Source organism: Amycolatopsis sp. NPDC051372 (genome assembly GCF_040682095.1).
Taxonomy (GTDB): domain Bacteria; phylum Actinomycetota; class Actinomycetes; order Mycobacteriales; family Pseudonocardiaceae; genus Amycolatopsis.
Genome location: NZ_JBFBAF010000002.1, coordinates 156964 through 180790 on the forward strand (window position 1 = coordinate 156964; position 23827 = coordinate 180790).

Below are 23827 nucleotides of genomic sequence, written 5' to 3' on the forward strand. Positions count from 1 at the left end.
ACCGAAACGGCAACGAGCGAGCGGCGACCACGCCCAGCGCGAGAAACCGCCGGACTGAAGGGTCAGCGCGGGCCTGGCAGCGCGCCGGTCGCGGCGAGGAACATCAACGAGGACGCAGCACAGCATGCGTCGCCGCGAATATCAGGCACGCGCCGACCGAGACAGCCGCGTCGGCAACACGCTCACCGAAAGGGCAACGAGCGAGCGGCGACCACGCCCAGCGCGAGAAACCGCCAGCCCGAAGCGTCAGCGCGGGCCTGGCAGCGCGCCAGCCGCCGCGAGGAACATCAACGAGGACGCAGCACAGCATGCGTCGCCGCGAATATCGGGCACGCGCCGACCGAGACGAGCGAGCGGCGGCCACGCCCAGCGCGAGAAACCGCCGGCCTGAAGCGTCAGCGCGGGCCCGGCAGCGCGCCGGTCGCGGCGAATTCGAGGCGCTTGGCGACCGACACGGTCTGGTCTGCGAAGCGTTCGTAGAAGCGGGTGAGCAGCGTGGCCGCGACGGCGGTGCGCTGGCCGTGGGTCCACTGCGCGGAGGTGATCGTGGCGAGGACGCGGGCGTGGAGGGCGTCGACGGTTTCGTCGGAGCGGCTGAGCTCCGCGTAGCCGCCTTCGACGCCGCCGCCGCGGATGAACTGGGTGAGGCGGTCGGCCATGCGGGCGGTGACGTCACCCAGTTCGGCGAAGACCGGCTCCAGGTCGGCGGGCACGGTGCGCTCCGGGTGGCTGCGCCGGGCCGTGCTGGCGATGTGGGCGGCCAAGTCGCCCATCCGCTCGATCTTCTCGGCGCAGTACACCACCGCGAGGACGCCACGCAGGTCGCCGGCGACGGGGGCCTGCAGGGCGAGCAGCGAGTACGCCTCTTCCTCGCACTCGGCGCGCTGGCCGTCGAGTGCGGCGTCGGCGCCGATGACCTGCTCGGCGAGCGCGAGATCCGCGGTCAGCAACGCGCGGGTCGCGGACCTCATCGCCGCGGCCGCGGCATCACCCATCCCGGCGAGCCGTTCGTCGAGCCGGTCGAGGTCGTCCTTGAAGCCTTCGCGCATGAATCGCGACTCTACCGAGGTCCGGCCGGCCTCGCCGCGTCGGCCAGTTCCTCGACGTGCTCGAGGTCCACGAGGTCAGACGGATGACCGCCCTCGTGCCCACCGGGTACGCGGCACACCGCGCCGTTTTCGGCGAGCGCGCCGCACTCCGCGCGGGCCTCCAGCACGCGCCGGCCCGGCCACCAGCGCAACCACCACCTCGGGCCGCCCGGCCCGTCACCGCGGACGCCCGCGACGTGCTCATGGCCGTGTCCTGCTTCGAGCTCGCAGTACAACGACGAGGACGCCCCGCGGACCGCAACGCTCCGCAGGACCGATCGTTCCCGCCCGGACAGCTCCAGTGGCTCCAGGCACAGCGCGCGATCCGCCATGACCGTAGAGCGTAGGCGCATTCGCCCGCGCCCACTTCCCTCCCCTGGTCCACCGGCGCGTCGTGCCTGGTCACAGACCGGGAAACCCTTGCGGTGAACCGGATTCCGCCGGGGTCCGTGATGGGCGGTGAGCCGGGCGGACGATCCGGCACCTCGAGAAAGGGTTCGTGTCCCATGCGCGTCACCACCGTGGCCACTGTCGTCTCCTTCGCCGCGCTCGCCGTGTCCCTCACCGCGTGCAGCGGCTCGACGGGTGGCGCGGCCTCGCCCGACCCGCTCGTCGCCCGCAACGCCACGGCGTCGGCCACCGCGCCCGTCACGGTTCCGGCCACCACCCAAGCCACCACCCGCGCCCCTTCGACGTCCGCGAAACCGCCTGTCCAGAAGGCCACCGCGGCCGAGACGTTCCACGCGGAGCTCACTCTGCAGCCGGACCAGAACGTCGCCCTCCTGACGCTCGAGAACCGCGGCAAGACCACCGTGACGCTCAAGGGCTGGCCGAAGCTGCGGTTCCTCGGCGCCGACGGCTCGCCCCTCGACTTCCCGATCCACGACGTCGAGATCCCGGGCGCGGCCATCCCCGTCACCCTCAAGCCCGGCACGACCGCGTTCGCCGGCGTGAAGTGGACGCTCGGTGACAAGGCCGACTCCGACGCGTTCGTGGCCAGCAACTTCGAGGCGACCCCGCCCGGCGCCACGGGAACCACGAACATCGACCTCATCGGCCTCGACGGTCAACCCGTTCAGGTGCCCCAGTTCCCGATCAAGTCGGTGGAGGTCGGCACGCTGCAGCCCGCCGCGCAGGGCGTGCTCGTCTTCTGAGTCCGCAAAGGACCTCAGCTGGGCGGCGCGACCAAGAGTTCCAGTGCCGTGCCCACCGACGCCAGCGAAGCGTCGTCGTGCGAAGCCAGCGCGACGACAAAAGCCCCTTGCAGCAACGCGAGCACGGCGTCGGCGAGCAGCTCGGCCGGCTGGTCCGCCCGCACGTCACCGCGCCGCTGCCCTTGGCGCAGCAGCTCGGCGATCCGTCCTTTCCAGACAGCCAGGTCCTCGGCCAGCTGTGCGCGGAACGCTTCGTGTTCCGCGCACAGCTCCGTGGCGAGCTTGCCCGCCAGGCAGGCGTCCTGGTGCCCGGAGGCGATGAACCGGTCGGCCATCGCGCGGAAATACCCCGAAAGCACAGCGGGTGTGGTCAGGTCCGCGCGGCCGCTCCACTCGCCGAGCTGGTCGAGTTGGAACTGCACGTATCGCGCGAGCACCTGCTTGGCGAAGCCTTCCTTGGAGCCGAAGTGGTGGTAGAACGAGCCCTTCGGCACGCCGGCGCCCTCGAGGATCGCGTCGATCGTGGTGCCGTGGAAGCCGTGGACGTAGAGCCGGCGCATGCCCTCGCGCAGCAGCTTCTCCCGGTGCGGGATCGTCGTCGACGCAGTCATCTGCACCTTTCCGCATCGGCCGGACTCGGGCCACGCGGAGCGTAGCGCCGGGCGCCGGGCCGGTCCAGCCGGCGCCGGAGGACTACGCGTGCAGCCCCGCGACCAGCAGTGAGACCAGGCGGCGCGCGTCGTAGCGGTCGTCGTTCTCCGCGCCGATGCAGAGGTTGCCGACACCGCGCATCAGCTCGTAGGCCTCGACGTCGGCGCGGATCTCCCCGGCCCCGGCCGCCGCGGTGAGCAGCTGCGCGCACACCGGCATCAGGCGATCGAGGAACAAGGAGTGCAACGCCTCGAACCCGGCCTCGTCCGACTGCATCGCACTGGCCAGCCCGTGCTTGGTGACGAGGAAGTCGACGAACAGCTCGATCCAGCGCCCCAGCGCGGCGTGCGGCGTCGGGCCTGCCGCGAGCAACTCCGGCCCGGCCTCCGCGCACGCCTCGATCTGGTGCCGGTACACGGCGACGATCAGCTCCGCCCGCGTCGGGAAGTGGCGGTAGATCGTGCCCATCCCGACCCCGGCTTTCGCCGCGATGTCGCGCACCGGCGCGTCGACCCCCGACGCGACGAACACCGCGGCCGCCGCGGCCAGCAGCGACTCCTCGTTGCGCCGCGCGTCCGCCCGCTTCGTCCGCGCGACGGGCTCCTCGTTCACCACAGCTCTCCTCACCGGCCTGAACGGAACAGTGTTCCGCCTGTCCATGATGCCACGGTGGCCCGGCTCAGACCGTGACCGTGCCACCTTCGCGCCGGGTCTCGTACTCGACGATCGCGAGCTCGCCGGCCAGGCGGATGTGCTCTTCGCAGGCGCGCCGGGCCTCGGCCGGGTCGCGGTGCACCGCGGCGGCCGTGACGATCGCCCGCACCTCGCGCAGCGACAGCTCCGCCCGCCGGTCGTCAACGAAGGCGAAGTGCCGGAAGATGCTGATCCGCGAATGGATCCCGCGCAGCTGGTCCGCGAGCACCGGGTTGTGCGCGCCGAGCAGCAGCAGCCGGTAGAACTCGTCCTTCTCCCGGCCGCGCGTGGTCACGTCGCCCGCGAGGAACGTCGACTCCATGTGGTCCAGCTGGGCCACCAGCGCCTCGGCGTCGGACTCCGACGCGCGCTGCGCGAACTTCTCCCCCGCGAGCCCCTCCAGATTCTGGCGGACCTCGTAGAGTGCTTCGATGTCCTCCGGAGTCAGGACCGTGACGATGGGCCCGCGGTTGGGCCGCATCGTGATCAGGCTTTCGGTCTCCAGCTGGCGCAGCGCCTCGCGCACGACCGTGCGGGAGACGTCGTACGCCTCGCAGAGGGCGGTCTCGACGAGCCGTTCCCCCGGTTTGCGCACCCCGTCCAGGATCTCGCCCCGCAGCTGCCGGACGACCTGCTGGCGCAGCGGAGCGGCGTGCCGCTCGAGGCTCATGAGCAGCCGACCTCATTCCATCCCTGGGAGTGACACCCCGGTCTCGGAACGGTCACCTTTGTGTTCATGCCCGCCCCCTCGTATGATTGTGTGATCGTATTACGCTCCCGTCCCTAAGCCTACCGCCGGAGTCCGACCGTGGCCCATGACGACGAAGTCAGCCGCATCCAGAAGGCGAAGGACGACTTCCTCGCCACGGCGGCACCCGAACGCTGGCACAACGTCGAGCTCATGAGCTCCTGGCAGCGTTCGCAGCTGGCCATCGGCACGCCGGAGAACGTCATCGACGTGCCCCACGTGCGGGAGGACCTGCTCGACGCGCACCTGCTCGACATGTTCCAGGCGCCGCTCGCGCGGTTCTCCGAGAGCCTCGACGGGACCGGTCTCGCGGTGCTGCTCGCCGACTCCAGCGGCCGGATCCTGCAGCGCTGGTGCCACGACACCACGGCGGCCGCGCACCTCGACCGCATCGGCACCTCGCGCGGCGCTGTGCTCGCCGAGAACGCGGTGGGTACGAACGGCGTGGGCACGGTGGCCGTCACCGGCAAGAGCGTGCAGATCCGCGGGGTCGAGCACTTCGCCGATCTCTACCGCAACGCCGTGTGCACCGGCGCGCCTGTGCTGCACCCGGCCACGGGAAAGCTCCTCGCGGTCGTCACGGTCTCGTGCGACGTCCGCCCGGGCACCGACTTCCTGCGGCCGCTGCTGCGATCGGTGACCACGCAACTCGAACAGCACGTGCTCGACGTCGAGCAGCCCTCGGCCCGGCACACGTTCAACGCGTTCCTCAGCGCCACGCGCACGCAGACCGCGCCCGTGCTCGCGTTCGGCCCGGAAGGGCTCCTGATCCAGAACCCGCAGTCGGGCAGTCTGTCCACTGAGGACATCGGGCTGATCCGCGAGCTGTGCGAGGACGGGATGCGCGACGGCAAGCACTCCGTGCCCCTTTCGCGTGGCACGGCCACGATCTCCGTGACCAACCTCGACCCCGGCAACCGGATCGTGGTGCTGCTCCCCCGCGAGGCGGGCACGCCGGTCGCCCGGCAGGCACCGGCGCCGGAGCGTCCGCGGCGCGACGAGCTCGCCGGGCACTCCGCGGACTGGCTGCGGACCGCGCGCGAGGTGGCCGCGCACCGCGAGGCCGGCACCCCGCTGATCGTCGCGGGCGAGCCCGGGGCGGGGAAGACTTCGCTCGCGCTCGGCACCCCGTTCCGCCCCGAGTCGCACGCGCGCGGCGGCCGGATCGCCGACGCCGCCGAGGCGCACGTCTGCGGCGCGTCGCCGTGGCTGCAGCAGGTGGCGAGCCGCCTGGCGGAAGCGGGCCCGCTGGTCGTCCGGGGCGTCGAGACGCTCGACGCGAAGGTCCTGGCGGGCCTGCGGTCGGTGGTGGAGTCGACGCCCGCGCGCGGGCCGGTGGTGCTCACGCTGACCGCGGCCGACGAGGCCGAAGCCGAGGCGTTCGCGCTCAAGCTCGGCATCGCGCACCTGTGGGTGCCGCCGCTTCGCGAGCGCCCGCAGGACATTTCCGTGCTGTGGCACGCCTTCGCGCTCGCGGCCGCGCCCGGCACGGGGCTCGTACCGAGCCGCGAGACCCTCGAGCTGCTGCGCGCCTACCCCTGGCCCGGCAACGTCCGCGAGCTGAAGTCCGTGTTCACCCAGGCCGTCAAGAGCCGCGGCAAGGGCCCGGTCGAGCCGGCCGACCTGCCGCGGGCGCTGCAGAAGGCGCAGGCGCTCACGATGATCGAGCGGATGGAGCTCGAGGCGATCCAGCGCGCACTGCAGGAGGCGGGCGGCAACCGCGGCAAGGCCGCCGAGATCCTCGGCATCTCGCGCGCCACGGTGTACCGCAAGATGAAGGCCTACCGGCTCACGGCGTGACCGGGGCCCGCCGCGAGCCGGCAGGCCCTGGTATCCCATTTCAGACCGCCGCGGGCAGCGCCGGATCCGACCGGAGCGGCCGCCGGACGAGCACCGGCTCGCGCGCCACCAGCACCGCTGACCGCGCGATCAGCTGCAGCTCGCGACCAGGGCCAGCCCACAACCCACCCACCACCATCACACCACCGCCGACAGCACTCGGTCCGGCCCACGCAACCGCCGCACGAGCACCGGCACCAGCTCGCGCGCCAGCACCACCGCCACCAGCACCACCGACTGTGCGATCAGCTGCGTCGAGTCGGGCCAGCCGACCGCGCGCAGCAGCTGGCCGAGCTGTGTCAGGAACAGCGCCGCGGCACCGGAGGCGACCACGCTGGCGAGCCCGCCCGTGAGCGCCGTGCCGCCGAGCACCACCGCCGCGACCGTCGGCAGCAGGTAGGAATCGCCGAGGAACAGCGGCGGGGTTTTCGTGTACCCGGCCAGCAGCACGCCCGCGAGCCCGTAGCAGACGCCGGCGAACCCGTAGGCCAGCAGCTGGTGCGAGGGCACGCGAATGCCGGTGGCGGCGGCCGCGCGCTCGCTCACCCCGACGGCGGTGAGCCGGTGCCCGAACGCCGACCGCTGGGCGACCACACCGGTGACGCCCACGACCACGATCGCGATGAGCGCCGTGTTCGGCACGCCCGCCGTGCGGTCGAGCGCGAACTGGTTCAGCCCCTCCGGCGCGCCGGCGGGCGTGCCGTTGGCCACCGCGAACACCGTGCCGAGCAGCACGGCGTTCATCCCGAGCGTGACCACGAGCGGCATCACGCGGAAGACGGTCACCAGCAGGCCGTTGAGCAGGCCCGCCACCGCCGGCGCCAGGACCCCGGCCGCGACGGCGGCGGAGACCGGCCAGCCGTGGTTCTGCGGCAGCCCGGTACCGAGCGCGGCGGCCAGCGCGATCATCCCCGGCACCGACAGGTCCAGGCCGCGCTGCTGTACCACGAGCGTCTGCCCCGCCGCGGCGATCGCGAGCACCGCCGCGAACGGGAGCATGCTCAGGATCGGCGCCGCACCCAGGCTGCCCGGGGCCACCAGCGGGCTGATCGCGAACAGCACCACGCACGCGGCCCAGATGGCGGCGGACCGGCCGCTGAGCAGGCGCGTCCACACGCGGTCCACGGCCGCGGTGTCCACAGTGGAGCGTTTTTGCGTCATGCCCGTTTCCTTCCGCCACGCAGCCGGGCGTACAGCAGGGCCGCGCCCAGCGTGATCAGGCCCGGCAGCCAGTACGACCAGGCCTGCGACAGCCCGAGGAACGGCGAAGCCGTGACCAGCTGCTGCACGAGCAGCGCCGCCGCCAGCACGCCCAGGAACGACCCGCGCCCGCCGAACACGCTGGCCCCGGCGAGCACGACGATCGTGATCGACGAGAGTGTGTAAGTGAGGCTGGGCCGCCCGTCGCCGATACCGATCTGCGCCATCACGATCACCGCGGCCGGGAAGCACAGGAGCGCCGAGGCCACGTAGGACAGCAGCTGTGTGCGTCCGAAGCGGACGCCGAGCTGCTCGGCCGCCGCGCGGTTCGAGCCGGCCGCCCGTAGCTCCACGCCCCAGCGCGTGCGCCGCAGCGCCCACTCCAGGACCACGATCAGCACCACCGCGCCGATCGTGACCACGGGCAGCACCCCGACGCGCAGCGAGATCTGGGCCGTCACGCCGTCGGGGAACACCCCGCCCGGGGTGCTGCGCAGCGTCAGGTACACGCCTTGCAGCGCCATGTACGTCGCCAAAGTCGCCACTACCGCGTTGACCCGGAACCTGGTGACGAGCAGGCCGTTGACCACGCCCACGAGCAGCGCGGCGCCGAACATCAGCGCGTACCCGATGCCCGCCGGTCCCCCTGCGACGACCCAGAACGACGCGATCACCACCAGGAGCCCGACGAGCGGGCCGACGGACAGGTCGATCCCGGCGCCGAGCACGACCACGTGCTGCGCGGTCCCCACCAGGATCAGCGGGGCCGCGGCGAACAGCAGGTTGTAGAGGTTGAACTCCGATAAGTAGCTGGTGCTCCCGGCTCCGACCACGAGACCGAGCAGGAGGAACACGAGCGTGAGCACGGCCGCGGGCGTGTGGTCGCCGCGCAGCCACCGATTCGCCGTGAGCCACCGCCCGGCCCGCGCCGCGACGCGCGCGCGGACAGTCGTCGCGGTCAGGGCCGCCTGCGTGATCGCGGCTTCGGAGACCTCGTCGCCCGCCAGCTCCGCGACGATCGAGCCGCGGGACATGATGAGCACGCGGTCGCACAGCCCTTCGAGCTCGACGCCGTCCGAGGAGAGCAGTAACACCCCCGCGCCTTTGTCGGCCGCTTCGCGCAGGATCCGGTAGATGTCCACGCGGGCGCCGGCGTCGACACCCTGCGTGGGCTCCTCGGCCAGCAGCAAGCGTGGTTTCGCGAGCATCGCGCGCGCCAGCACGACTTTCTGCTGGTTGCCGCCCGACAGCGCGGAGATCGGCGTGGCGACGCCCGGGGTCTTCACCCCGAGCCGCGCCACCTCTCCGCGCGCGACGGCGTCGACGCGCCGGCCGGACACCAGGCCGGCCGTGGTGACCTCGTCCAGCGTCGCCAGCACGGTGTTCTCCCCGACGGCGAGCGGCCCGAAGACCCCCTCGCCGTGCCGGTCGGCGGGCACGTACACGGCCCCGGCGCGCACGGCCGCCGCGTTGCTGCCGAGCCGCACCTGCCGGCCGGCGACCGTGACCGTGCCCTTGGCGGGCTCCAGCCCGGCCAACGCGCGCAGCACCGAGCTCTGGCCGTTGCCCTGCACGCCGGCGAGGCCGACGATCTCGCCGGGCCGCACGGTGAACGCCACGTCGGCGAAGTGCGCGCCGGACAGTTCCTCGACCCGCAGCAACTCGGTTTCGCCGGTGCCGCCGCCCTTGGGCGGGAACACCGTCTCCAGCGCCCGGCCGATCACGCGCTCGACGATCAGCTGTTCGTCCACTTCGGACGCCGCGAACGTGCCGCGCACGGCTCCGTCGCGCAGCACCGTGATCCGGTCCGCGATGAGTTTCACCTCGGGGATCCGGTGGGAGATGTAGACGACGGCCGCGCCCGCCCGCGCGCATTCGCGGACGCGGTCGAAGAGCGTCTGCACCTCGTCGAGACTGAGGTGCTCGGTCGGCTCGTCGAGGATCAGCACCTTCGGCCCGAGCGCGAGCGCCTTGGCGATCTCGACCACGAACCGCTGCTCCACGCTCAACTCCGCCACGCGGCTGCGGGCGCGGATGCCCATGCCCCACGGGTCGAGCTGCTCCTGCGCCCACGTCGGGGCGCGCCGCAGACCGCCGACGCGCCCGTAGCCGACGGCCACGGCCATGTTCTCCGCGACAGTCAGGTCCGGCAGCAGCGCCGGCTCCTGCCGGACGATGCCGAGACCGAGCTCGCGGGCGAGCTGGGGCGAGGCCGACGTGAGCCGCTCACCGCCGATGACCACGGTCCCCGCGTCGGGGGCCAGGACCCCCGACGCGACGGCCATCAGCGTGGACTTGCCCGCGCCGTTCTCACCGACCAGGGCGTGGACCTCGCCGGCCCGGATCTCCAGGTCCACGTCGGACAGCGCCCGGACGGGGCCGAACGACTTCGAGATCGAGGTCAGGCTCAGTACCGCCGGTGCGGCCGCGCCGACGGATTCGGCGGGCTCGCCGGCGCGTTCACCGACGACGGGGACTTCGAATTGCGTCACGGTCGCCCCTCTTCTCCTCGGGCCGGGGCGCTCACTTGAACAGCGCCTGCAGGTCGGGCACCGACAGCCCGGACGAGAGGATCGCGTCCGGCGGCAGCGACTTCTCGCACTTGGGCTGCTTGGCCGGGTCGGTCGAGTCCTCGATGATCTTCAGGTCGTAAGTGGACGGTTCGTCGTCGGCGATGCCGTTGGCCGCGGCGAGTCCCTTGTGGAGGGCGACGTTGACGATCCAGTTGCGCGAGGACTCCGTGGCGATCTGGTAGCCCGGCTGGGAGTTCTTGTACTGGTACCACAGGCAGCCGAACTCGTTGGAGTCGTTGGCCGACCACACCGGCAGCGGCTTGTTCGCCGCGATGAACGCGCGCACCCCGCCGACCGAGCCGCCGCCGTAGTCCGACACGATCCCGTCGATGGTGCCGTACTTGGTGATCAGCCCGGCCACGACCTGCTGGGTCTTGCCCGGCTCCCAGTCGGTGGCGACGGGGCCGTCGGTGTTGAGCAGCTTCACGTCCGGGTGCTTCTTCACCGCGTCGAGCACGCCCTGGTACACGCCCTGGGAATAGGAGTTGCCGGCGATGCCGCCGAGCATCACCAGGTTCCCCTTGCCGTGCATCGCGTTCACCGTCCACTCGGCGAGGGCGGAGCCGTAGGTCTTGATGTCCTCGGACACGAAGTCCACGTAGTCCTTGCCGGGCACCCCGCCGGGCGAACCGACGAAGGGCACGACCTTGACCCCGGCCGCAGTCGCCTTCTTGATCGTGGGCAGCAGCGCCTCGCCGCCGTCGACGAAGGTGACGATCACGTCCACCTTCTGCGCGACGAGGGAATTGAGGTCGGAAATGGCCTTCTGCGTGTCACCCTGCGCGTCGGTGTGAAGCACCTTCGTGATGTTCGGGCACTTCGCGGCCTCTTCCTCGAACAGCTTGCGCGTGATCTTGCGCCAGGAATTGCCGCCGAACCCGTCGGCGAACGCGACGGTGAGCGGTTTCGTGCCGCAGAACTTGCTCACGTCCTGGATCTGCTCCTGCGTGCCGACGACCCCGACTTTCTGCTGCAGGGCCGCGTTGTTCGCACCGGCCTCGCTCCCGCCCTGGCCGGTGGGAGCGCCCGTGGCGCAGCCGCCCAGGAACAGCGCGGCCGAAACGGCCACAATCGCGGTTCTCTTCTTGATCGCCATGTTCGCCTTCCCGATATTCCGCCCCCGAGTTGGCAAAAGTGTCGGCTACCGCAGGGGGTGCGGACCCGGTCAGTGTGAGACGCGGCTGTGTCAATTTGACACACGCCGCGGAATTTCCCGACCGTTTTCCGCGCGAGGCGGTAAAGGATCTCCGGCGCACGCGAAAAAGCCGGAGCCGCCCCGGTTGTCGGGGCGGCTCCGGCTTTTCGCCTTGTTCAGTCGCGCGGTCTCATCGCGGCCCGCAGCCGCATCAACCGCTCGTCGCGCCAGCTCACGCGGGCGTCCCACTCGTCCAGCGGCACGAGGGCTCTGCGCTGCTCGCTCGCGAGCGCGACGAGGTCGTCGGTCCACGGATCGTCCTGTCCGCGTTCGGCGCCCATCCGCGCGTAGGCGGGACCCATCCGCGCGGCGTGCGCGACGATGCCGCCCCGGGTGTTGAGGTCGACGGTCTCGAACGGGCCGATCACGCTCCACCGCGGACCGAGCCCGCTACGCACCACCTCGTCGATGTCCTCGACGTCGGCCACGCCGTCGCGCAGCAGGCAGTACGCCTCGCGCAGCAGCGCGCCTTGCAGGCGGTTGAAGACGAAGCCCTCGACCTCCTTGCGCACCAGCACGGGTCTCATTCCCGCCCCCTCGTACACCGCCCGCGCGCGGGCCAGGATGTCCGCACGCGTGTCCGGCGCCGGGATCAGCTCGACGACCGGCAGCAGATACGGCGGGTTGCCCGGGTGCGCGCCGAGCACCCGGCCGCCGAGCCCCGTGCCGAACGAACTCGGGACCAGCGCCGAGCTGGAACTGGCGAGCACCGTGTCCGGACCCGCGCGCGCGGCCAGGTCGGCGAACAGCGCGCGCTTCACCACCACGTCCTCGGCCGCGCATTCCTGCACCAGCGCGACGCCGTCGACGGCCTCGCCCAGCTGCTCGTGGTAGGAGATCTCCGCGAGTTTCCCGGGCAGCAGGCCGTGTTTCCCGAGCAGCGCCAGCCGATCGGCCACGGCCGCGCGGGCCCGGTCGTACGCCGCCGCGTCCGCGTCCCACGCCCGCACCGGGACCCCGGCCAGGGCGAACAGCACGAGGAACCCGACGCCGATCGCGCCCGTGCCGATGACCGCGACCGGGTCGACGGGGTCTTCGGTCACAGCTCCCACCACGTGCGGTCGTCGGCGTACCCCCGCTTGAGGATCTCGACGATCGCGGACTCGCTCAAGTCCCGCGGGTTGTTCGCCGTGAGGCGGGTCGCCAGCATCGCCTGCTCGGCCACGTAACGGAACTGGTCCGGTTCGAGGCCCAGGTCCTTGAGGTTCAGCGGCACGCCCAGCGCGCCGAGGATCTCCTCCGTGCGCTCGATGGCCGCGCGCGCCCGCTCGGTCTGAGACAGGGCCGGGTCGGTGATGCCGAACGCCACGCCGATCTCGGCGAACTCCGCCTCCCGCACCGGCAGGTTGAACCGCATCACGTACGGCAGCAGCGCACCGACACCGAAGCCGTGCGCGGTGTGCGTGAGCGCGCCGATCGGCGACTGGATGGCGTGCGCGCCCGCCGTGCCCGCGGTGTTGATGGCCATGCCCGCGCTCAGCGCGCCGAGCATCGTGTCGGTCCGCGCGGCCAGGTCCGCCGGGTCCTTCGCGACGCGCTCCAGCGAGCTGTTGAGCAGCGTGAACCCGCGCAGCGCGTACATGTCGGTGAGCACGTTCTTGCCGGCGTAGAGGTGGCGGTGCAGGTGCTCGGCATCGGGGTGCTTCTCGCGGCCGGTGAACGACTCGACCAGGTGCGAGAGCGCGTCGGCACCGGTGGCGGCGGTCAGCCCCGGCGGGCAGCTCAGCGTGAGTTCCGGATCGACGACCGCCGCGTACGGTTCGAGATACGGGCTCGCGACCCCGACCTTCATGCCCTTGTCCGCGTCGTAGACCACCGCGATGCACGTGACCTCCGCGCCGGTACCGCCGGTCGTCGGCACCGTGACCAGCGGCAGGCCCGGGCCCTCGACGAGGTTCTCGCCGTAGAGGTCCGCGACGTTCCCGCCGCGCTTGAGCATGATCGACGCGACCTTCGCGAAGTCCAGGCAGCTGCCGCCGCCCAGGCCGATCACCGCGTCGATCTCGCCGCCGTCCACCTCTGCGAGCAGCGCCTCCACGTTCTCGCGCGGCAGGTCCGGCTCGACGCGTGAGAACACACGCACGTCGAGGCCCTGGCCGGTCAGCGAGTCGCGGATCCCGGCGAACTCGGGGCTGCCGGCCATCCGCTCGTCGGTGCACACCAGCACCGTGCGGCCCAGCGGCTTCACCAGATACGGCAACTGCGCGCGGCGGCCGGGTCCGAACAGGACGGTCTTGGGCTGGCGCAGCAGGCCCAGGGTTTCGGAGCTCACGCGCCCATCTCCTCTTCGTTCACGGTCACGGCCAGGTACTTCGGCTCGAGGAACTCGTAGATGCCGTCGTGGCCGCCCTCGCGCCCGAGGCCCGACTCCTTGACGCCGCCGAACGCGGCGGCCGGGTCGGCCATGATGCCGCGGTTGATGCCGACCATGCCGAAGTCGAGCCGTTCGGCGATCGCGAAGGCGCGCGACAGGTCCTTCGTGAACAGGTACGAGGCGAGCCCGTAGTTCGTGTCGTTGGCGAAGTCCAGTGCCTCCTTCGCCGAGTCCACCGTGAACAGCGCGGCGACCGGGGCGAACAGCTCCTGGTTGCACAGCACGGGATCCGCCTCGCGCAGCCGCAGCACGGTCGGCTCGAAGAAGTTGCCCGCCGACTCGATGCGGTTTCCGCCGGCGAGCAGCTCGGCGCCGGCCGCGGTGAAGGTGTCCACCAGCGACTGCACACGCTCCAGCTGCAGCGGCGTGATGATCGGACCGACGTCCACGCCGTCCTCGAACCCGTCACCGACGCGCAGCGCCCGCGTGGCCGCGACGAACTTCTCCGTGAACTCGTCGGCGATCGCTCGGTGCAGGATGATCCGGTTGGCCGCGACGCACGCCTGCCCCGCGTTGCGGAATTTGCACGCGATCGCCTCGCGCACGGCCAGGTCCACGTCGGCGTCGTCGAGGACCACGAACGGCCCGTCGCCGCCGAGCTCCATCGAGGAGTTCACGATGTGCTGGGCGGCCTTCGCCAGCAGCAGGCTGCCGACGCCGGTCGACCCGGTGAAACTGATCTTGCGCAGCCGCGGGTCGGCGAGCACGACGTCGGACACCGCGGCGGAGTCGCTGGTGTGCACGAGGTTCACCACACCGGGCGGGAACCCGGCGTCGTGCAGAGTCCGGATGAACAGCGCCGCGGTCAGCGGCGTCTCCTTGGCCGACTTGACCATGACCGTGCAACCGGCCGCGAGCGCCGCGCCGCCCTTGCGCGCCACCATCAGCAGCGGGAAGTTCCACGGCGTGACGAGGAAGCTCGGACCCACCGGCTGGTGGGTGGTGACCACGCGGTACCCGCCGGGCGAGCCGGGCGCGTACGTGCCGTGCAGGTGCGCGATCTGCTCGGCGTACCAGAGGAAGAACCCGGCCGACAGGGCGAACTCCCCCGCCGCCTCGGCGCGGGGCTTGCCGCTCTCCAGCACCATCACGTCGGCGAACGCGTCCGCCCGCTCGACGAGCAGCGCGTGGGCGCGGTGGAACAGCGTGGCGCGCTCGCGCGGCGACCAGTGCCACCACGCGTCCTGCGCCGCCACGGCGTGGCCGAGCGCGGCCAGCGCGTGGTCCGGGCCTCCGTCGGCGACCTCGGCTAGCGGTTTCCCGGTGCTCGGGTTGAGCACCTCGAAGGTCTTGCCCGGGTGCGTCCACTCGCCGTTGAGGTAGAGCCCGAGCGGTACTTCGTGCCCGGCGAAGAGCCCGGCCGGGGATTCGGCCAGTGCGGTCATGGTTGTCGTCCTTTCTCGGCGCGCTCAGCGCGCGGTGTAGCCGCCGTCGACGGGGAGGTTCACGCCGGTGACCCAGGCGGCCTCGTCGGAGGCGAGGTAGAGCACGGCGTAGGCGACGTCGATCGGGCGCCCGAGCCGGCGCAGGGACTGGTTCGCGGTCATCATGCGTTCGTAGGCGGGCAGGCCGCCCTCGTACGCCTCGGCGATCCCCTCGACCAGCGGGGTGAGCACGGTGCTCGGGTGTACGGAGTTCACGCGGATGTCGTACTTGCCGTACATCGCCGCGTCCTGGCGCGTCTGCATCGTCACCGCGCCCTTGGCCACGTGGTAGGGCGTGAACTCGTCGTTGCCGACCAGGCCGTAGATCGAGGAGTAGTTGACGATGCTGCCGCCGCCGTTCGCGATCAGGTGCGGCACGGCGTGCTTGGTCGAGAAGAACACGCCCTTCACGTCCACCGCGAACAGCGCGTCCCACTCGGCCTCGGTGACCTCGTGCGTGGGCTTGTCCACCCCGATCACGCCGGCGCAGTTGACCAGGATGTCGAGCTTGCCGAACTCCGCCACGATCTCGGTGTACGCGCGCTCGATCGACTTCTCGTCGCGCACGTCCACCGCGTGGAACCGCGCGGCGGCGCCGATTTCGCGCGCCGCCGCCGCGCCCTGATTCGCGTCCACGTCGGTGAGCGCGACCCGAGCGCCCTCCGCGGCGAACAGCTCCGCGGTCGCCCGGCCCATCCCGGACGACGCGCCGGTCACGATCGCCGTCTTGCCCGCCAAGCGGGGCATGGCCGTCTCCTGTCTCACGCGTCGGCGGTCTGGGGCACGAACCCGGGGTAGCCGGCGTCGGCGATCTCGGCGCAGCGGCGGAAGTAGGCGTCCGCGCCTCCCATGTAGACGTTGAACTCCAGCGGTTTGCCCGGGATGTTCGCGCCGATGAACCACGCGTTGGCCTTGGCGCCGCTGGCCATGATCGTCGCCGAGCCGGCGCGGTTGACCTCCTCGGCCCACTCGCGCTCGGCCTCCGCCGTGGACTCCAGCCGCTCGATTCCGTGCTCACGGGCGTACTCGACGGCGTCGGCGATCCAGCCCACGCCGGCCTGGATGGCCACCGGCAGGTTCGCGTACGGCGTCTGCGGCCCCAGGATCATGAAGAAGTTGGGGAAGCCGTGGGCCGAGAGGCCGAGGTTGGTCTTGATGCCGTCGGCCCAGTGATCACGCAGCACCTCGCCGTCGCGCCCGACGATGTCGATGCGGGTGAGCGTGCCGGTCATGGCGTCGAAGCCGGTCGCGAAGATCAGCACGTCGAGCTCGTACAGCTCGCCGCCGACCACGATGCCGTCCGGCGTGATCTCGTCGATACCGCGGGTCTTCACGTCGATCAGGTGCACGTTCTTGCGGTTGTAGGCCTCGTAGTAGCCGTGGCCGCCCGGCGGGCGCTTGCCGTTGAACGGGTAGTCCTTGGGACACAGCAGTTCCGCGGTCACCGGGTCCGTCACGGTCTCGCGGATCTTGCGCCGGATGAAGTCCGACGCGTGGTCGTTGGACTCCTGGTCCACGGCCAGGTCGTTGAACGTCTCCAGCATGAAGTGGAAGCCGCCCTCGGCCCAGCCCTGCTCGAACACGCGCTCGCGTTCCTCGGCGTTCGCGTCCTTCGCACCGAGCTCCGGCTTGACGAACGGCACGGCGAAGCCGTGGTCGAACGCCTTCTCGAAGCTCTCGTCGTAGTTCTCGCGGACCTCGTTCATCCACTGCTCGTCGACCGCCCGGTTGGAGCTCGCGACGACGTAGTTCGGCGTGCGCTGGAAGACGAACAGCTCGCCGGCGGTCTCGGCGACCACCGGGACCAGCTGCACGCCCGACGCGCCGAGGCCGAGCACGCCGACGCGCTTGCCCCGCAGGTCGACCTCACGATCACGCGGCCAGCGCGAGGTGTGGTAGCTCTCGCCCGCGAACGTGCTCGCGCCCGGGATGTCGGGCAGGTTCGGCGCGGACAGCACACCCATGCCGCTGACCAGGTACTTCGCGGTGAGGACCTGGCCGTCGGCGGTCGTCACCGACCACAGGTTCGCGTCCTCGTCGTAGGCGGCCGTCTCGACCTTCGTCCCGAAGCGGATGTCCTTGTACAGGTCGAGCCGGCGCGCGACGAACTCCAGGTACGCCTTCACCTCCGGCTGCGACGGGTAGCGCTCCTGCCACGTCCACTCCTCGCGGACCTCTTTCGAGAAGGAGAACGAGTAGTAGTAGAACTCGCTGTCGGTGCGGGCGCCCGGGTAGGTGTTCCAGTACCACGTGCCGCCGACGCCCTCCGCGGAGTCGAGCACGACCGAGCGCAGGCCGAGCTGGTTGAAGTGGTGCAGCATCGCCAGCCCCGAGAAGCCGGCGCCGATCACGATGGCGTCGAAGCTGGTGTCCTGAGTGGACGGCATGGTGATCCCTTCGGTGATGGTGGGAAAAGTCTCAGCGGCCCGCGCGGTAGAAGTCGGCGATGGTCCGGATCTCCTGGTCCGCGCGCGGATGGCGGCCCGCCAGGAACGGGTAGACGTGCTGCATCCCCTCGCCGACGACGAAGGTGACGTCGACGCCGTGCTTGGTGGCGAGCGCGTGGAACCGCACGCTGTCCTCGTAGAGCGACTCGGTGTCCGCGGCGCTGATGTAGAGCCGAGGGAAACCGGTGAGGTCGGCGTAGAGCGGGTTCACGAGCGGGTCGCGCGGGTCGGCGCCGCCGCTGAGGTAGCGGTCGATGTTGGCCTGCAGACCTTCGCGCGCGATGAGGAAATCGGTGTCGTTGTTGGTCTCGATCGTGGTGCCGCTGTTCTCCATGTCGAGCCACGGCGACAGCGTGATGACCTGGGCGGGCAGCTCGCGGCCTTCGTCGCGCAGCTTCAGCACGGTGGCGACGGCGAGGTTCGCGCCGGCGCTGTCGCCGACCGGCGTGATGTCGCGGACGCGGTGACCGCGCGCGAGCAGCGCGTCGAACGCCTTGACGCCGTCTTCCAGCGCCGCGGGGTACGGGTGCTCGGGCGCGAGGCGGAAGTCGGCGACGAAAGCCGTGGTGCCACAGGCTTTCGCGAGGTGGCCGGCGAGCTTGCGGTGGCTCGCGGAGGACCCGAGGGCGAAGCCGCCGCCGTGGAAGAACAGCAGCACCTGGTCGGCGTCGGCGCCCTCGGGCGTGACGAAGATGCCGGGCACGCCACCGAGTTCGGTGTGGGCGTAGGACACGCCTTCGGGTTCGGCGGTCGCGCGCTGCCAGTCGTCGAAGACGATCCGCAGCAGCTCCACCGACATGTCCGGGTGGCGGTTCATCTCGACCGCCCACCCGGCGTAGATCTGGCCGAGCAGGTCCGTCGGCTCGGGCAACGTCATGGGCTCTCCTGGAGGGGAATCCCGCTTCGACAGCGAGGTCACAGGGGTGTCCGGTGCCCGTCCGGGCGCCGGTCCACCCAGCATCACCACGCGAGAGCCGCCCGCCACGCGCTGTCGCAAAATGACACATCCGCGTCTCACACTGAGCGACCACGACGTCCCCGCGACGGGCGAAGCTGAGCCGGACAGCCTCCCCTCTTCCGTGCTTCGAGCGAGGAACCATGAACCGTCTGCAGGGCAAGGTCGCCCTCGTCACCGGCGCCGGCCGCGGCATCGGCCGCACCATCGCCGACACCTTCGCCCGCGAAGGCGCCACCGTGATCGCCACCGGCCGCTCCGAGGCGAACGGGTTCGCCGACGGCGTCGAGTACCACCGCCTCGACGTCGCCAGCGACACCGACTGGGCCCGCGTCGTCGGCGAGGTCGCCGACCGCCACGGCCGCGTCGACGTACTGGCCAACAACGCCGGGGTGATCGCGTACGAGTCCCTGCACGAGCTCTCGCTCGAGTCGTGGCAGCAGGTCGTGGCGATCAACCAGACCGGCGTGTGGCTCGGCATGCGCGAGGTCGTCCCGCTGATGCAGCGCAACGGCGGTGGCTCGATCATCAACGTCTCGTCGATCTGGGGCACCGTCGCCGTCGCGGGCGCCCACGCCTACCACGCGACCAAGGGCGCGGTGCGGAACATGTCGAAGAGCGCGGCGATCACCTACGCGCGCGAGAACATCCGCGTGAACTCCCTGCACCCCGGCTTCATCCGCACGCCGCTCACCGAGGCGCAGGACCCGGAGATCAACGAGTTCGTGATCGGCCAGACCCCGATGGGCCGCGCCGGTGACCCCCAGGAGGTCGCCAACGGCGCGTTGTTCCTGGCCAGCGACGAGTCGAGCTTCGTGACCGGTTCCGAGCTGGTCGTGGACGGCGGTTATCTGGCTCAGTGAGGCGGCGGCGCGGCCTGGAGACTTCCCGCCGGCAGCCGGTCGGCACCCCAGCTGCGCTCGAGGTACCCCACGATCCGCTCGACGTCCTCGGCCGGCACCTTCTCCGGCTCACCGTGTTCGAGCGGGTCCACGTGGAAGAGGTAGAGCCGCGAGGCGAACTGGTCGAACGGCAGTGACGCCTCGCCGAAGCGTTCGCCGTTGCCGGCGGTGGAGACGACCACGCCGTCGCCCCAGTCCTGACCGCTGTCGTTGTTGGGGTTGAAGAAGTACACGCGCATCACGTCGTGCGGGTCGGGCGCGACGCGCAGGATCGTGATCGCGTGCCAGCCGACGTAGCGGGCCGCGCTGTCGGTGACGGCGACGCCGGCCGGCTGCGGGTGGATCAGCGGCTGGTCGCCGTTGTAGGCCGGGTGGTAGCTGGCGTGGAAGGCGCGCAGGAACTCGTCGAGGTCGATGAGGTTCCCGGTGGCGACGTCGACGTTGATGCGGAAGCCGCGGAACGCCCACCAGCCGTGGAACTCGGGGTTGACCCAGCGGTGCGGATCGCCGGGCCGGTCGACGCAGCGCCGGCCCATCTCGGCGTAGATGCGGTCGAGGTGGGGCACCACAAGCAGCGACACCGGGTCCAGATCCACGGGCAGTTTGCGCGCGATGCCGCCCTCGCTCTCGCGCGAGGAAATCGGCTGGCCCTCGAAGTGCATGGTGACCTCGTCGTCGCGGGCGGCCCACACGACCATCTGCAGGAGGTAGTCCGGGTCGTTGCCCGCCCACATCGACAGCGCGCGGGCCGACTGGCAGGTCGGGTTGTCGCCCTGGCCGACGCCGAGCGGCAGACCGAGCATCGACAGCACGCCGGCGGTCAGGCGCGCCTTCGCGTCGGGCGCGGGGCCGAACACGGCCGTGAGCCGTTCACGCGCTGCCGGGCCGAGGGTGAGCGCCAGCTGGCGCCACAACGCGGGTACCACCGGGGGCTCGTGCAGGATGCCGCGGTCGAGCAGCAGCGCGAGGCCGTAGACGCACTGCGCGGTCTCCGGGTGCACGGCCTCCTCGATGAGCTGGTGCACGAGATCGCGGTAGCGCAGCAGGCAGTTGCGGCCGGTGTCGGACAGCCCGAGCGCCTCCGCGACGAGGTAGTCGCCCTCGTGGCGCACGAACCGCAGCAGCTCGGCGTGGTACGGCGAAACCAGCCCGGTGTCGTGCATCGCCCGGGCGAAGCCGGACGCCTCGTACTGCAGGCCACCAGCGTCCATCGCCTCGAGCCGCGAGCGGAAGATCTCGAAGCCCGGGTCCTCCCTGCACGCCTCGGTGGTGCCGAACAGGCTCGTGATGAGCCGGTCGAGCCCCTGCCCGGAGTTCGGGCCCAGGTCGACCTCGGGGTCGCCGCGGTACACGGAGATCCGAGTGATCAGCGACTGCACCTGCTCGACCTGGATCGGGCGCTGGCGCAGGATCCGCCAGATCTCCCCGACCAGCTTGTCGAGCACGCTGGCGTAGCCGATCCCGTCGGCCACGTGGCGGAACAGCGCGCGGATGAGCTGCGCGGTGCGGCCCTCGTGCGCCCGCTCGGCCTCGGTGGGCGGGGTGAACAGCAGCTCCAGGTTCATCGCGAGCACCTGGGAGAGGAACCCGCAAGCGTCCTCGGCGGACAGCGTCGGGTGGGTGTACTCCCCCAGCGCGACGGCGAGCATGCGCAGCTCGCTCGCCGCCTCGATCACGACGGTGTCCGCTTCCCCGCTGTGCAGCCCGGGGCCGACCAGCGCCGGCAGGAGGATCTCCGGCGAGGCCCAGTCGGTGCCCTGGTAGAGACCGGCTTCGTCCAGCGCCTGCGCGCGGGCCTGCACGGCGGCGGCCCCGCCGGGCTGCAGCAGCACGCGCCGCAGGGCCTCCAGCACGCGCCGCAGCTTCGTGTGCTTGCCGAAGTCGCGCGTCTCGGCCATGGCCTGGACGGCGTCGTCGAGCGAAGCCACCCGTTTGGCGAGGGCGGTGCTACCCGGCGCGTCGGCGTTCGGATTCACTGGTGTTACCCCGGTCGGCTCTCCCGCCTGATTCTCAGACGTAGAAGTCGAGCTCTTCCTGCTTCTTCAGCGTTTCGCGCATCCGGTAGGCGTCGTCACCGAAGAAGTACAGCAGTCCCCAGTGGGTGCCGAACGCGGTCCGCTTGGTCACCGTCTCCTCCTGCGGCGCCGACAGGTCGTGGGACTCGTAGTAGTCGTCGTCTTCGGTCTCTTCCGGGATCCTCAGTTCGCTGACGACCCGCCGCCGAGGGTAGACCCCGAAGCAGCCGGCGACACCGGCCGCGTCGACGACCTCGCGCGGGAAGAACGCGTCGATCTCCTCCTCGGTCGTCTTCGGGTCGAACGCGAGCGCCAATGCCTGGTAGGCGTTGAAGCCGTAGGCGCGTTCGAGCAGCTCGAAAACCTTGAAGCCAGGCGGGCGGTAGGCCACCTCGCCGAAGTACATCTCGCCGTCGCTGGTCACGAAGTACTCGGGGTGCACGAACCCGAACTCGATGTCGAAGGTCTTCACGAGCTTCTCGATCTGCGCGGTGATCTGCGGCCGGTAGCGCTCCAGCTCCGGCGTCGCGGGCACGAACACCGAGTACCCGAGCGTGACGTACTCGGAGATGTTGAGGAACTTGATCTTCCCGCCGTGGATCCACGCCTCGACGGCGAACTCCCAGCCGTCGAGGTGGGATTCCATGAGGACGGGGAACTCCTCCTCCGGAATCATGTCGATCTCGTCGGGCGTGCGGATCACGCGGTGGCCCAGGCAGCCGGCCTTGTCGAACGCCTTGAGGTGGATGGGGTCGTTGGGGTCGCCGTCGAGCTTGAGCAGCGTCTGGTTGACGCGCTTGAGGAACCGCACCACGTCGTCACGCGCGTGGGCCTCCTCGAAGATGCCGACACGGATGCCGCCCAGCTGCGCGCGGCGCTTCATCAAAGCCTTGTCCCGCAACAACATCGCCTGGCCGAACAGGCGCGGGTTGTCCATCAGCACGGAGTTGATCGCGCCGGCCCACTCCACCGTCTCCTCGAACAGCGGGATGGCGACGTCGACCCCTTCCTGCTTCAGGGTCTCGGCGATCTCCATCGACCGGTCGTTGAGTCTCTCGAAGTTCCACGGCAGGTAAGGGATGTCGTGTTCCGCGCAGTACTGCTCCGCCCAGTCGGGCGCGACCACGACGTAGCGGCGGTCGAAGCGGTCGAGCGCCTCGACCGCGTTGAGACTCCAGCCGAGCACGGCCAGATATCCTTTGTCGGGATTCTTCGTGACCGGTGCGGGCTGGGCCATGGACCGCTCCTCTGTTCGGCGCGTGCGGGGGGTCGGACGGGGTCTGTACCTCCACGGTCCCAGATGTCCGCACCCCGCGCCGATCGAGCGGGCCGCGTGTCCACTGTGGATACTCTCGATCCGGCCGCCCGCGAGCCTCCGGGTGAGATCCAGGTCACGTCCGGTCCACTCGCCGCGCCACCCGTTCGGGTGCCTGCCATCCTGTGCGCTCAAGAACGCGCGGTTCGCGCCGGAGTTCGACGCCGCACCGCGGCCGGGAGGACAGTCATGGGAATCATCAGCTGGATCGTGCTGGGCTTGATCGCGGGGCTGATCGCGAAGGCACTCATGCCGGGCAAGGACCCCGGCGGCTGCATCATCACGATCCTGCTCGGCATCGGCGGCGCGTTCGTGGGCGGCTGGGTCGGCAAGACGCTGTTCCACGTGCAGCTGGGCACGTTCTTCGACCTGCGCACGTGGGGCCTGGCCATCCTCGGTGCGCTGATCATCCTCGTCGCCTACCGGATGATCTTCCACCGCAGCCGGGACTGACCCAGTGGGCGGGGCGGCTCTTCGCGAGCCGCCCCGCCGGTGGTTCACTTCACGCGTTCCAGCAGCGCGAACAGGTTCTCCCAGTGCCGCTTCTCGCCGGCCTCGTCATACGCCGCCGTGTCGGTCATGGTGTACCCGTGGGTCGCGCCCTCGTAGACCTCCGAGCGGTAGGTGACCCCGGCCTCGTCGAGCGCGGCCTCCAGCGTCTTGATCTGCTCGGCCGACATCGAGTGGTCCTGGTCGGCGTGCCCGAAGTACACCTCGCCGGTGATCGAGCCGACGCCCAGGTGCGCGCTGTCGGGCCCGTCCGTGACCACCCCGCCCGCGTGGAACGCCGCGATCGCCTTGACGCGCTCGGGGAACGCCTCGATCACGCGCAGGGCGTTGGTGCCGCCCATGCAGTAGCCCGTGATCACGACCGGTCCGTTCGCGACACCTTCCTGCGCCGCGAAGAAGTCGAGGTACATCTGGGCGTCACGCTGGATCGTGTTGTCCGTACCCAGGGCCTGGATCAGCGGCATGATCTTGCCGAAGATCTCGCCCCGCTTGTCCGGATCGCCCAGCTCCGACACGTCGATCTGCGGCGCCGGGCCCCCGCGGTAGAGCAGGTTCGGGACGAGCACGGCGTAGCCGGCCTCCGCGATGCGCTCCGCCATCTCCTCGATCCGCGGCCGCAGCCCGAACGCGTCGATGAACAGCAGCACCCCGGGGTGCGGCCCGCCATCGGGAACGACCAGGTACGAGTCGGCGACCCCGTCGGCGGCCGGGACGTCCACCTTCTCCTTGCGCATGTCACTCCTG

The 23827-nt window shown here is 70.9% G+C and carries 21 protein-coding genes; 4 read left to right on the forward strand and 17 right to left on the reverse strand.

Annotation, left to right across the window (positions count from 1 at the left end; genetic code table 11):
- Nucleotides 1–395: 395 nt before the first annotated feature.
- A complete protein-coding gene (locus AB0M56_RS04435) occupies nt 396–1049 on the reverse strand; it encodes a phosphate uptake regulator PhoU (protein ID WP_364171004.1) in 654 nt (217 codons plus the stop codon).
- Between the two features lie 11 nt (nt 1050–1060).
- A complete protein-coding gene (locus AB0M56_RS04440) occupies nt 1061–1420 on the reverse strand; it encodes a hypothetical protein (protein WP_364171006.1) in 360 nt (119 codons plus the stop codon).
- A 174-nt stretch (nt 1421–1594) separates the two neighbouring features.
- Between AB0M56_RS04440 and AB0M56_RS04445 the strand changes: the two genes are divergently transcribed.
- Nucleotides 1595–2242 carry a DUF4232 domain-containing protein gene (locus AB0M56_RS04445; protein WP_364171008.1) on the forward strand — a complete coding sequence of 216 codons (648 nt, stop codon included), beginning with the start codon at nt 1595–1597 and terminating at the stop codon, nt 2240–2242.
- Between the two features lie 14 nt (nt 2243–2256).
- Here the strand turns inward: AB0M56_RS04445 and AB0M56_RS04450 are convergent, their stop codons facing one another.
- The 3 genes from AB0M56_RS04450 to AB0M56_RS04460 all read right to left on the reverse strand — a co-directional run bounded on the left by AB0M56_RS04450 (nt 2257) and on the right by AB0M56_RS04460 (nt 4256).
- Entirely contained in the window at nt 2257–2853 is a 597-nt protein-coding gene (locus AB0M56_RS04450; protein ID WP_364171010.1) for a TetR/AcrR family transcriptional regulator, read from the reverse strand.
- A gap of 82 nt (nt 2854–2935) precedes the next feature.
- Nucleotides 2936–3505, reverse strand: coding sequence for a helix-turn-helix domain-containing protein (locus AB0M56_RS04455; RefSeq protein WP_364171012.1), 570 nt, complete (start codon nt 3503–3505; stop codon nt 2936–2938).
- Between the two features lie 67 nt (nt 3506–3572).
- Nucleotides 3573–4256 (reverse strand): GntR family transcriptional regulator, encoded by a 684-nt coding sequence (locus tag AB0M56_RS04460; RefSeq protein WP_364171014.1) that lies wholly within the window; start codon nt 4254–4256, stop codon nt 3573–3575.
- A 138-nt stretch (nt 4257–4394) separates the two neighbouring features.
- On the opposite strand from AB0M56_RS04460, the gene AB0M56_RS04465 reads away from it, so the two are divergent.
- Complete coding sequence (locus AB0M56_RS04465; protein WP_364171016.1) at nt 4395–6134, forward strand: helix-turn-helix domain-containing protein; 1740 nt, start codon at nt 4395–4397, stop codon at nt 6132–6134.
- Between the two features lie 177 nt (nt 6135–6311).
- Here AB0M56_RS04465 and AB0M56_RS04470 read toward each other — a convergent pair whose 3' ends face one another.
- The 9 genes from AB0M56_RS04470 to AB0M56_RS04510 all read right to left on the reverse strand — a co-directional run bounded on the left by AB0M56_RS04470 (nt 6312) and on the right by AB0M56_RS04510 (nt 18263).
- The gene (locus AB0M56_RS04470; protein WP_364171018.1) at nt 6312–7334 is read right to left on the reverse strand and encodes an ABC transporter permease; all 1023 of its coding nucleotides are present in this window, start codon (nt 7332–7334) and stop codon (nt 6312–6314) included.
- Nucleotides 7331–9865, reverse strand: coding sequence for an ATP-binding cassette domain-containing protein (locus AB0M56_RS04475; RefSeq protein WP_364171020.1), 2535 nt, complete (start codon nt 9863–9865; stop codon nt 7331–7333). The genes AB0M56_RS04470 and AB0M56_RS04475 overlap by 4 nt, the downstream gene beginning before the upstream one ends.
- 31 nt (nt 9866–9896) lie before the next feature.
- On the reverse strand, nt 9897–11042 hold the full coding sequence (locus AB0M56_RS04480) for a substrate-binding domain-containing protein (protein ID WP_364171022.1): 1146 nt from the start codon (nt 11040–11042) through the stop codon (nt 9897–9899).
- Between the two features lie 215 nt (nt 11043–11257).
- On the reverse strand, nt 11258–12184 hold the full coding sequence (locus AB0M56_RS04485; protein WP_364171024.1) for a 3-hydroxyacyl-CoA dehydrogenase: 927 nt from the start codon (nt 12182–12184) through the stop codon (nt 11258–11260).
- Complete coding sequence (locus tag AB0M56_RS04490; protein WP_364171026.1) at nt 12181–13413, reverse strand: iron-containing alcohol dehydrogenase; 1233 nt, start codon at nt 13411–13413, stop codon at nt 12181–12183. Before AB0M56_RS04490 ends, AB0M56_RS04485 begins: the two co-directional genes overlap by 4 nt.
- Nucleotides 13410–14900 carry an NAD-dependent succinate-semialdehyde dehydrogenase gene (locus tag AB0M56_RS04495; protein ID WP_364171028.1) on the reverse strand — a complete coding sequence of 497 codons (1491 nt, stop codon included), beginning with the start codon at nt 14898–14900 and terminating at the stop codon, nt 13410–13412. Before AB0M56_RS04495 ends, AB0M56_RS04490 begins: the two co-directional genes overlap by 4 nt.
- Before the next feature lie 24 nt (nt 14901–14924).
- A complete protein-coding gene (locus tag AB0M56_RS04500) occupies nt 14925–15686 on the reverse strand; it encodes an SDR family oxidoreductase (protein WP_364171030.1) in 762 nt (253 codons plus the stop codon).
- 14 nt (nt 15687–15700) lie between these two features.
- The gene (locus AB0M56_RS04505; RefSeq protein WP_364171032.1) at nt 15701–17326 is read right to left on the reverse strand and encodes an NAD(P)/FAD-dependent oxidoreductase; all 1626 of its coding nucleotides are present in this window, start codon (nt 17324–17326) and stop codon (nt 15701–15703) included.
- A gap of 31 nt (nt 17327–17357) precedes the next feature.
- Nucleotides 17358–18263, reverse strand: coding sequence for an alpha/beta hydrolase (locus tag AB0M56_RS04510; RefSeq protein ID WP_364171034.1), 906 nt, complete (start codon nt 18261–18263; stop codon nt 17358–17360).
- Between the two features lie 221 nt (nt 18264–18484).
- Here AB0M56_RS04510 and AB0M56_RS04515 point away from each other — a divergent pair, with 221 nt between their 5' ends.
- Nucleotides 18485–19204, forward strand: a complete 720-nt coding sequence (locus tag AB0M56_RS04515; RefSeq protein ID WP_364171036.1) for a glucose 1-dehydrogenase — start codon at nt 18485–18487, stop codon at nt 19202–19204.
- On the opposite strand, the gene AB0M56_RS04520 is transcribed toward AB0M56_RS04515, so the two are convergent.
- Together AB0M56_RS04520 and AB0M56_RS04525 are read right to left on the reverse strand one after the other, a co-directional pair.
- Nucleotides 19198–21219: a hypothetical protein gene (locus AB0M56_RS04520; protein WP_364171038.1), complete on the reverse strand. Its 2022-nt coding sequence runs from the start codon at nt 21217–21219 to the stop codon at nt 19198–19200. The two genes, AB0M56_RS04515 and AB0M56_RS04520, sit on opposite strands and share 7 nt — an antisense overlap.
- Nucleotides 21220–21253: 34 nt before the next feature.
- Nucleotides 21254–22495, reverse strand: a complete 1242-nt coding sequence (locus tag AB0M56_RS04525) for a carboxylate--amine ligase (protein ID WP_364171040.1) — start codon at nt 22493–22495, stop codon at nt 21254–21256.
- Between the two features lie 267 nt (nt 22496–22762).
- Here AB0M56_RS04525 and AB0M56_RS04530 point away from each other — a divergent pair, with 267 nt between their 5' ends.
- On the forward strand, nt 22763–23026 hold the full coding sequence (locus tag AB0M56_RS04530; RefSeq protein WP_364058448.1) for a GlsB/YeaQ/YmgE family stress response membrane protein: 264 nt from the start codon (nt 22763–22765) through the stop codon (nt 23024–23026).
- Between the two features lie 44 nt (nt 23027–23070).
- Here AB0M56_RS04530 and AB0M56_RS04535 read toward each other — a convergent pair whose 3' ends face one another.
- The gene (locus AB0M56_RS04535; protein ID WP_364171041.1) at nt 23071–23817 is read right to left on the reverse strand and encodes a dienelactone hydrolase family protein; all 747 of its coding nucleotides are present in this window, start codon (nt 23815–23817) and stop codon (nt 23071–23073) included.
- Nucleotides 23818–23827: the final 10 nt, after the last annotated feature.

Coding starts and splice junctions, on each gene's coding strand:
- AB0M56_RS04460 (WP_364171014.1), bottom strand. CDS start 4,256: ATGAGCCTCGAGCGGCACGCCGCTCCGCTGCGCCAGCAGGTCGTCCGG.
- AB0M56_RS04515 (WP_364171036.1), top strand. CDS start 18,485: ATGAACCGTCTGCAGGGCAAGGTCGCCCTCGTCACCGGCGCCGGCCGC.
- AB0M56_RS04530 (WP_364058448.1), top strand. CDS start 22,763: ATGGGAATCATCAGCTGGATCGTGCTGGGCTTGATCGCGGGGCTGATC.
- AB0M56_RS04450 (WP_364171010.1), bottom strand. CDS start 2,853: ATGACTGCGTCGACGACGATCCCGCACCGGGAGAAGCTGCTGCGCGAG.
- AB0M56_RS04480 (WP_364171022.1), bottom strand. CDS start 11,042: ATGGCGATCAAGAAGAGAACCGCGATTGTGGCCGTTTCGGCCGCGCTG.
- AB0M56_RS04500 (WP_364171030.1), bottom strand. CDS start 15,686: ATGCCCCGCTTGGCGGGCAAGACGGCGATCGTGACCGGCGCGTCGTCC.
- AB0M56_RS04525 (WP_364171040.1), bottom strand. CDS start 22,495: ATGGCCCAGCCCGCACCGGTCACGAAGAATCCCGACAAAGGATATCTG.
- AB0M56_RS04505 (WP_364171032.1), bottom strand. CDS start 17,326: ATGCCGTCCACTCAGGACACCAGCTTCGACGCCATCGTGATCGGCGCC.
- AB0M56_RS04445 (WP_364171008.1), top strand. CDS start 1,595: ATGCGCGTCACCACCGTGGCCACTGTCGTCTCCTTCGCCGCGCTCGCC.
- AB0M56_RS04535 (WP_364171041.1), bottom strand. CDS start 23,817: ATGCGCAAGGAGAAGGTGGACGTCCCGGCCGCCGACGGGGTCGCCGAC.
- AB0M56_RS04510 (WP_364171034.1), bottom strand. CDS start 18,263: ATGACGTTGCCCGAGCCGACGGACCTGCTCGGCCAGATCTACGCCGGG.
- AB0M56_RS04435 (WP_364171004.1), bottom strand. CDS start 1,049: ATGCGCGAAGGCTTCAAGGACGACCTCGACCGGCTCGACGAACGGCTC.
- AB0M56_RS04440 (WP_364171006.1), bottom strand. CDS start 1,420: ATGGCGGATCGCGCGCTGTGCCTGGAGCCACTGGAGCTGTCCGGGCGG.
- AB0M56_RS04495 (WP_364171028.1), bottom strand. CDS start 14,900: ATGACCGCACTGGCCGAATCCCCGGCCGGGCTCTTCGCCGGGCACGAA.
- AB0M56_RS04470 (WP_364171018.1), bottom strand. CDS start 7,334: ATGACGCAAAAACGCTCCACTGTGGACACCGCGGCCGTGGACCGCGTG.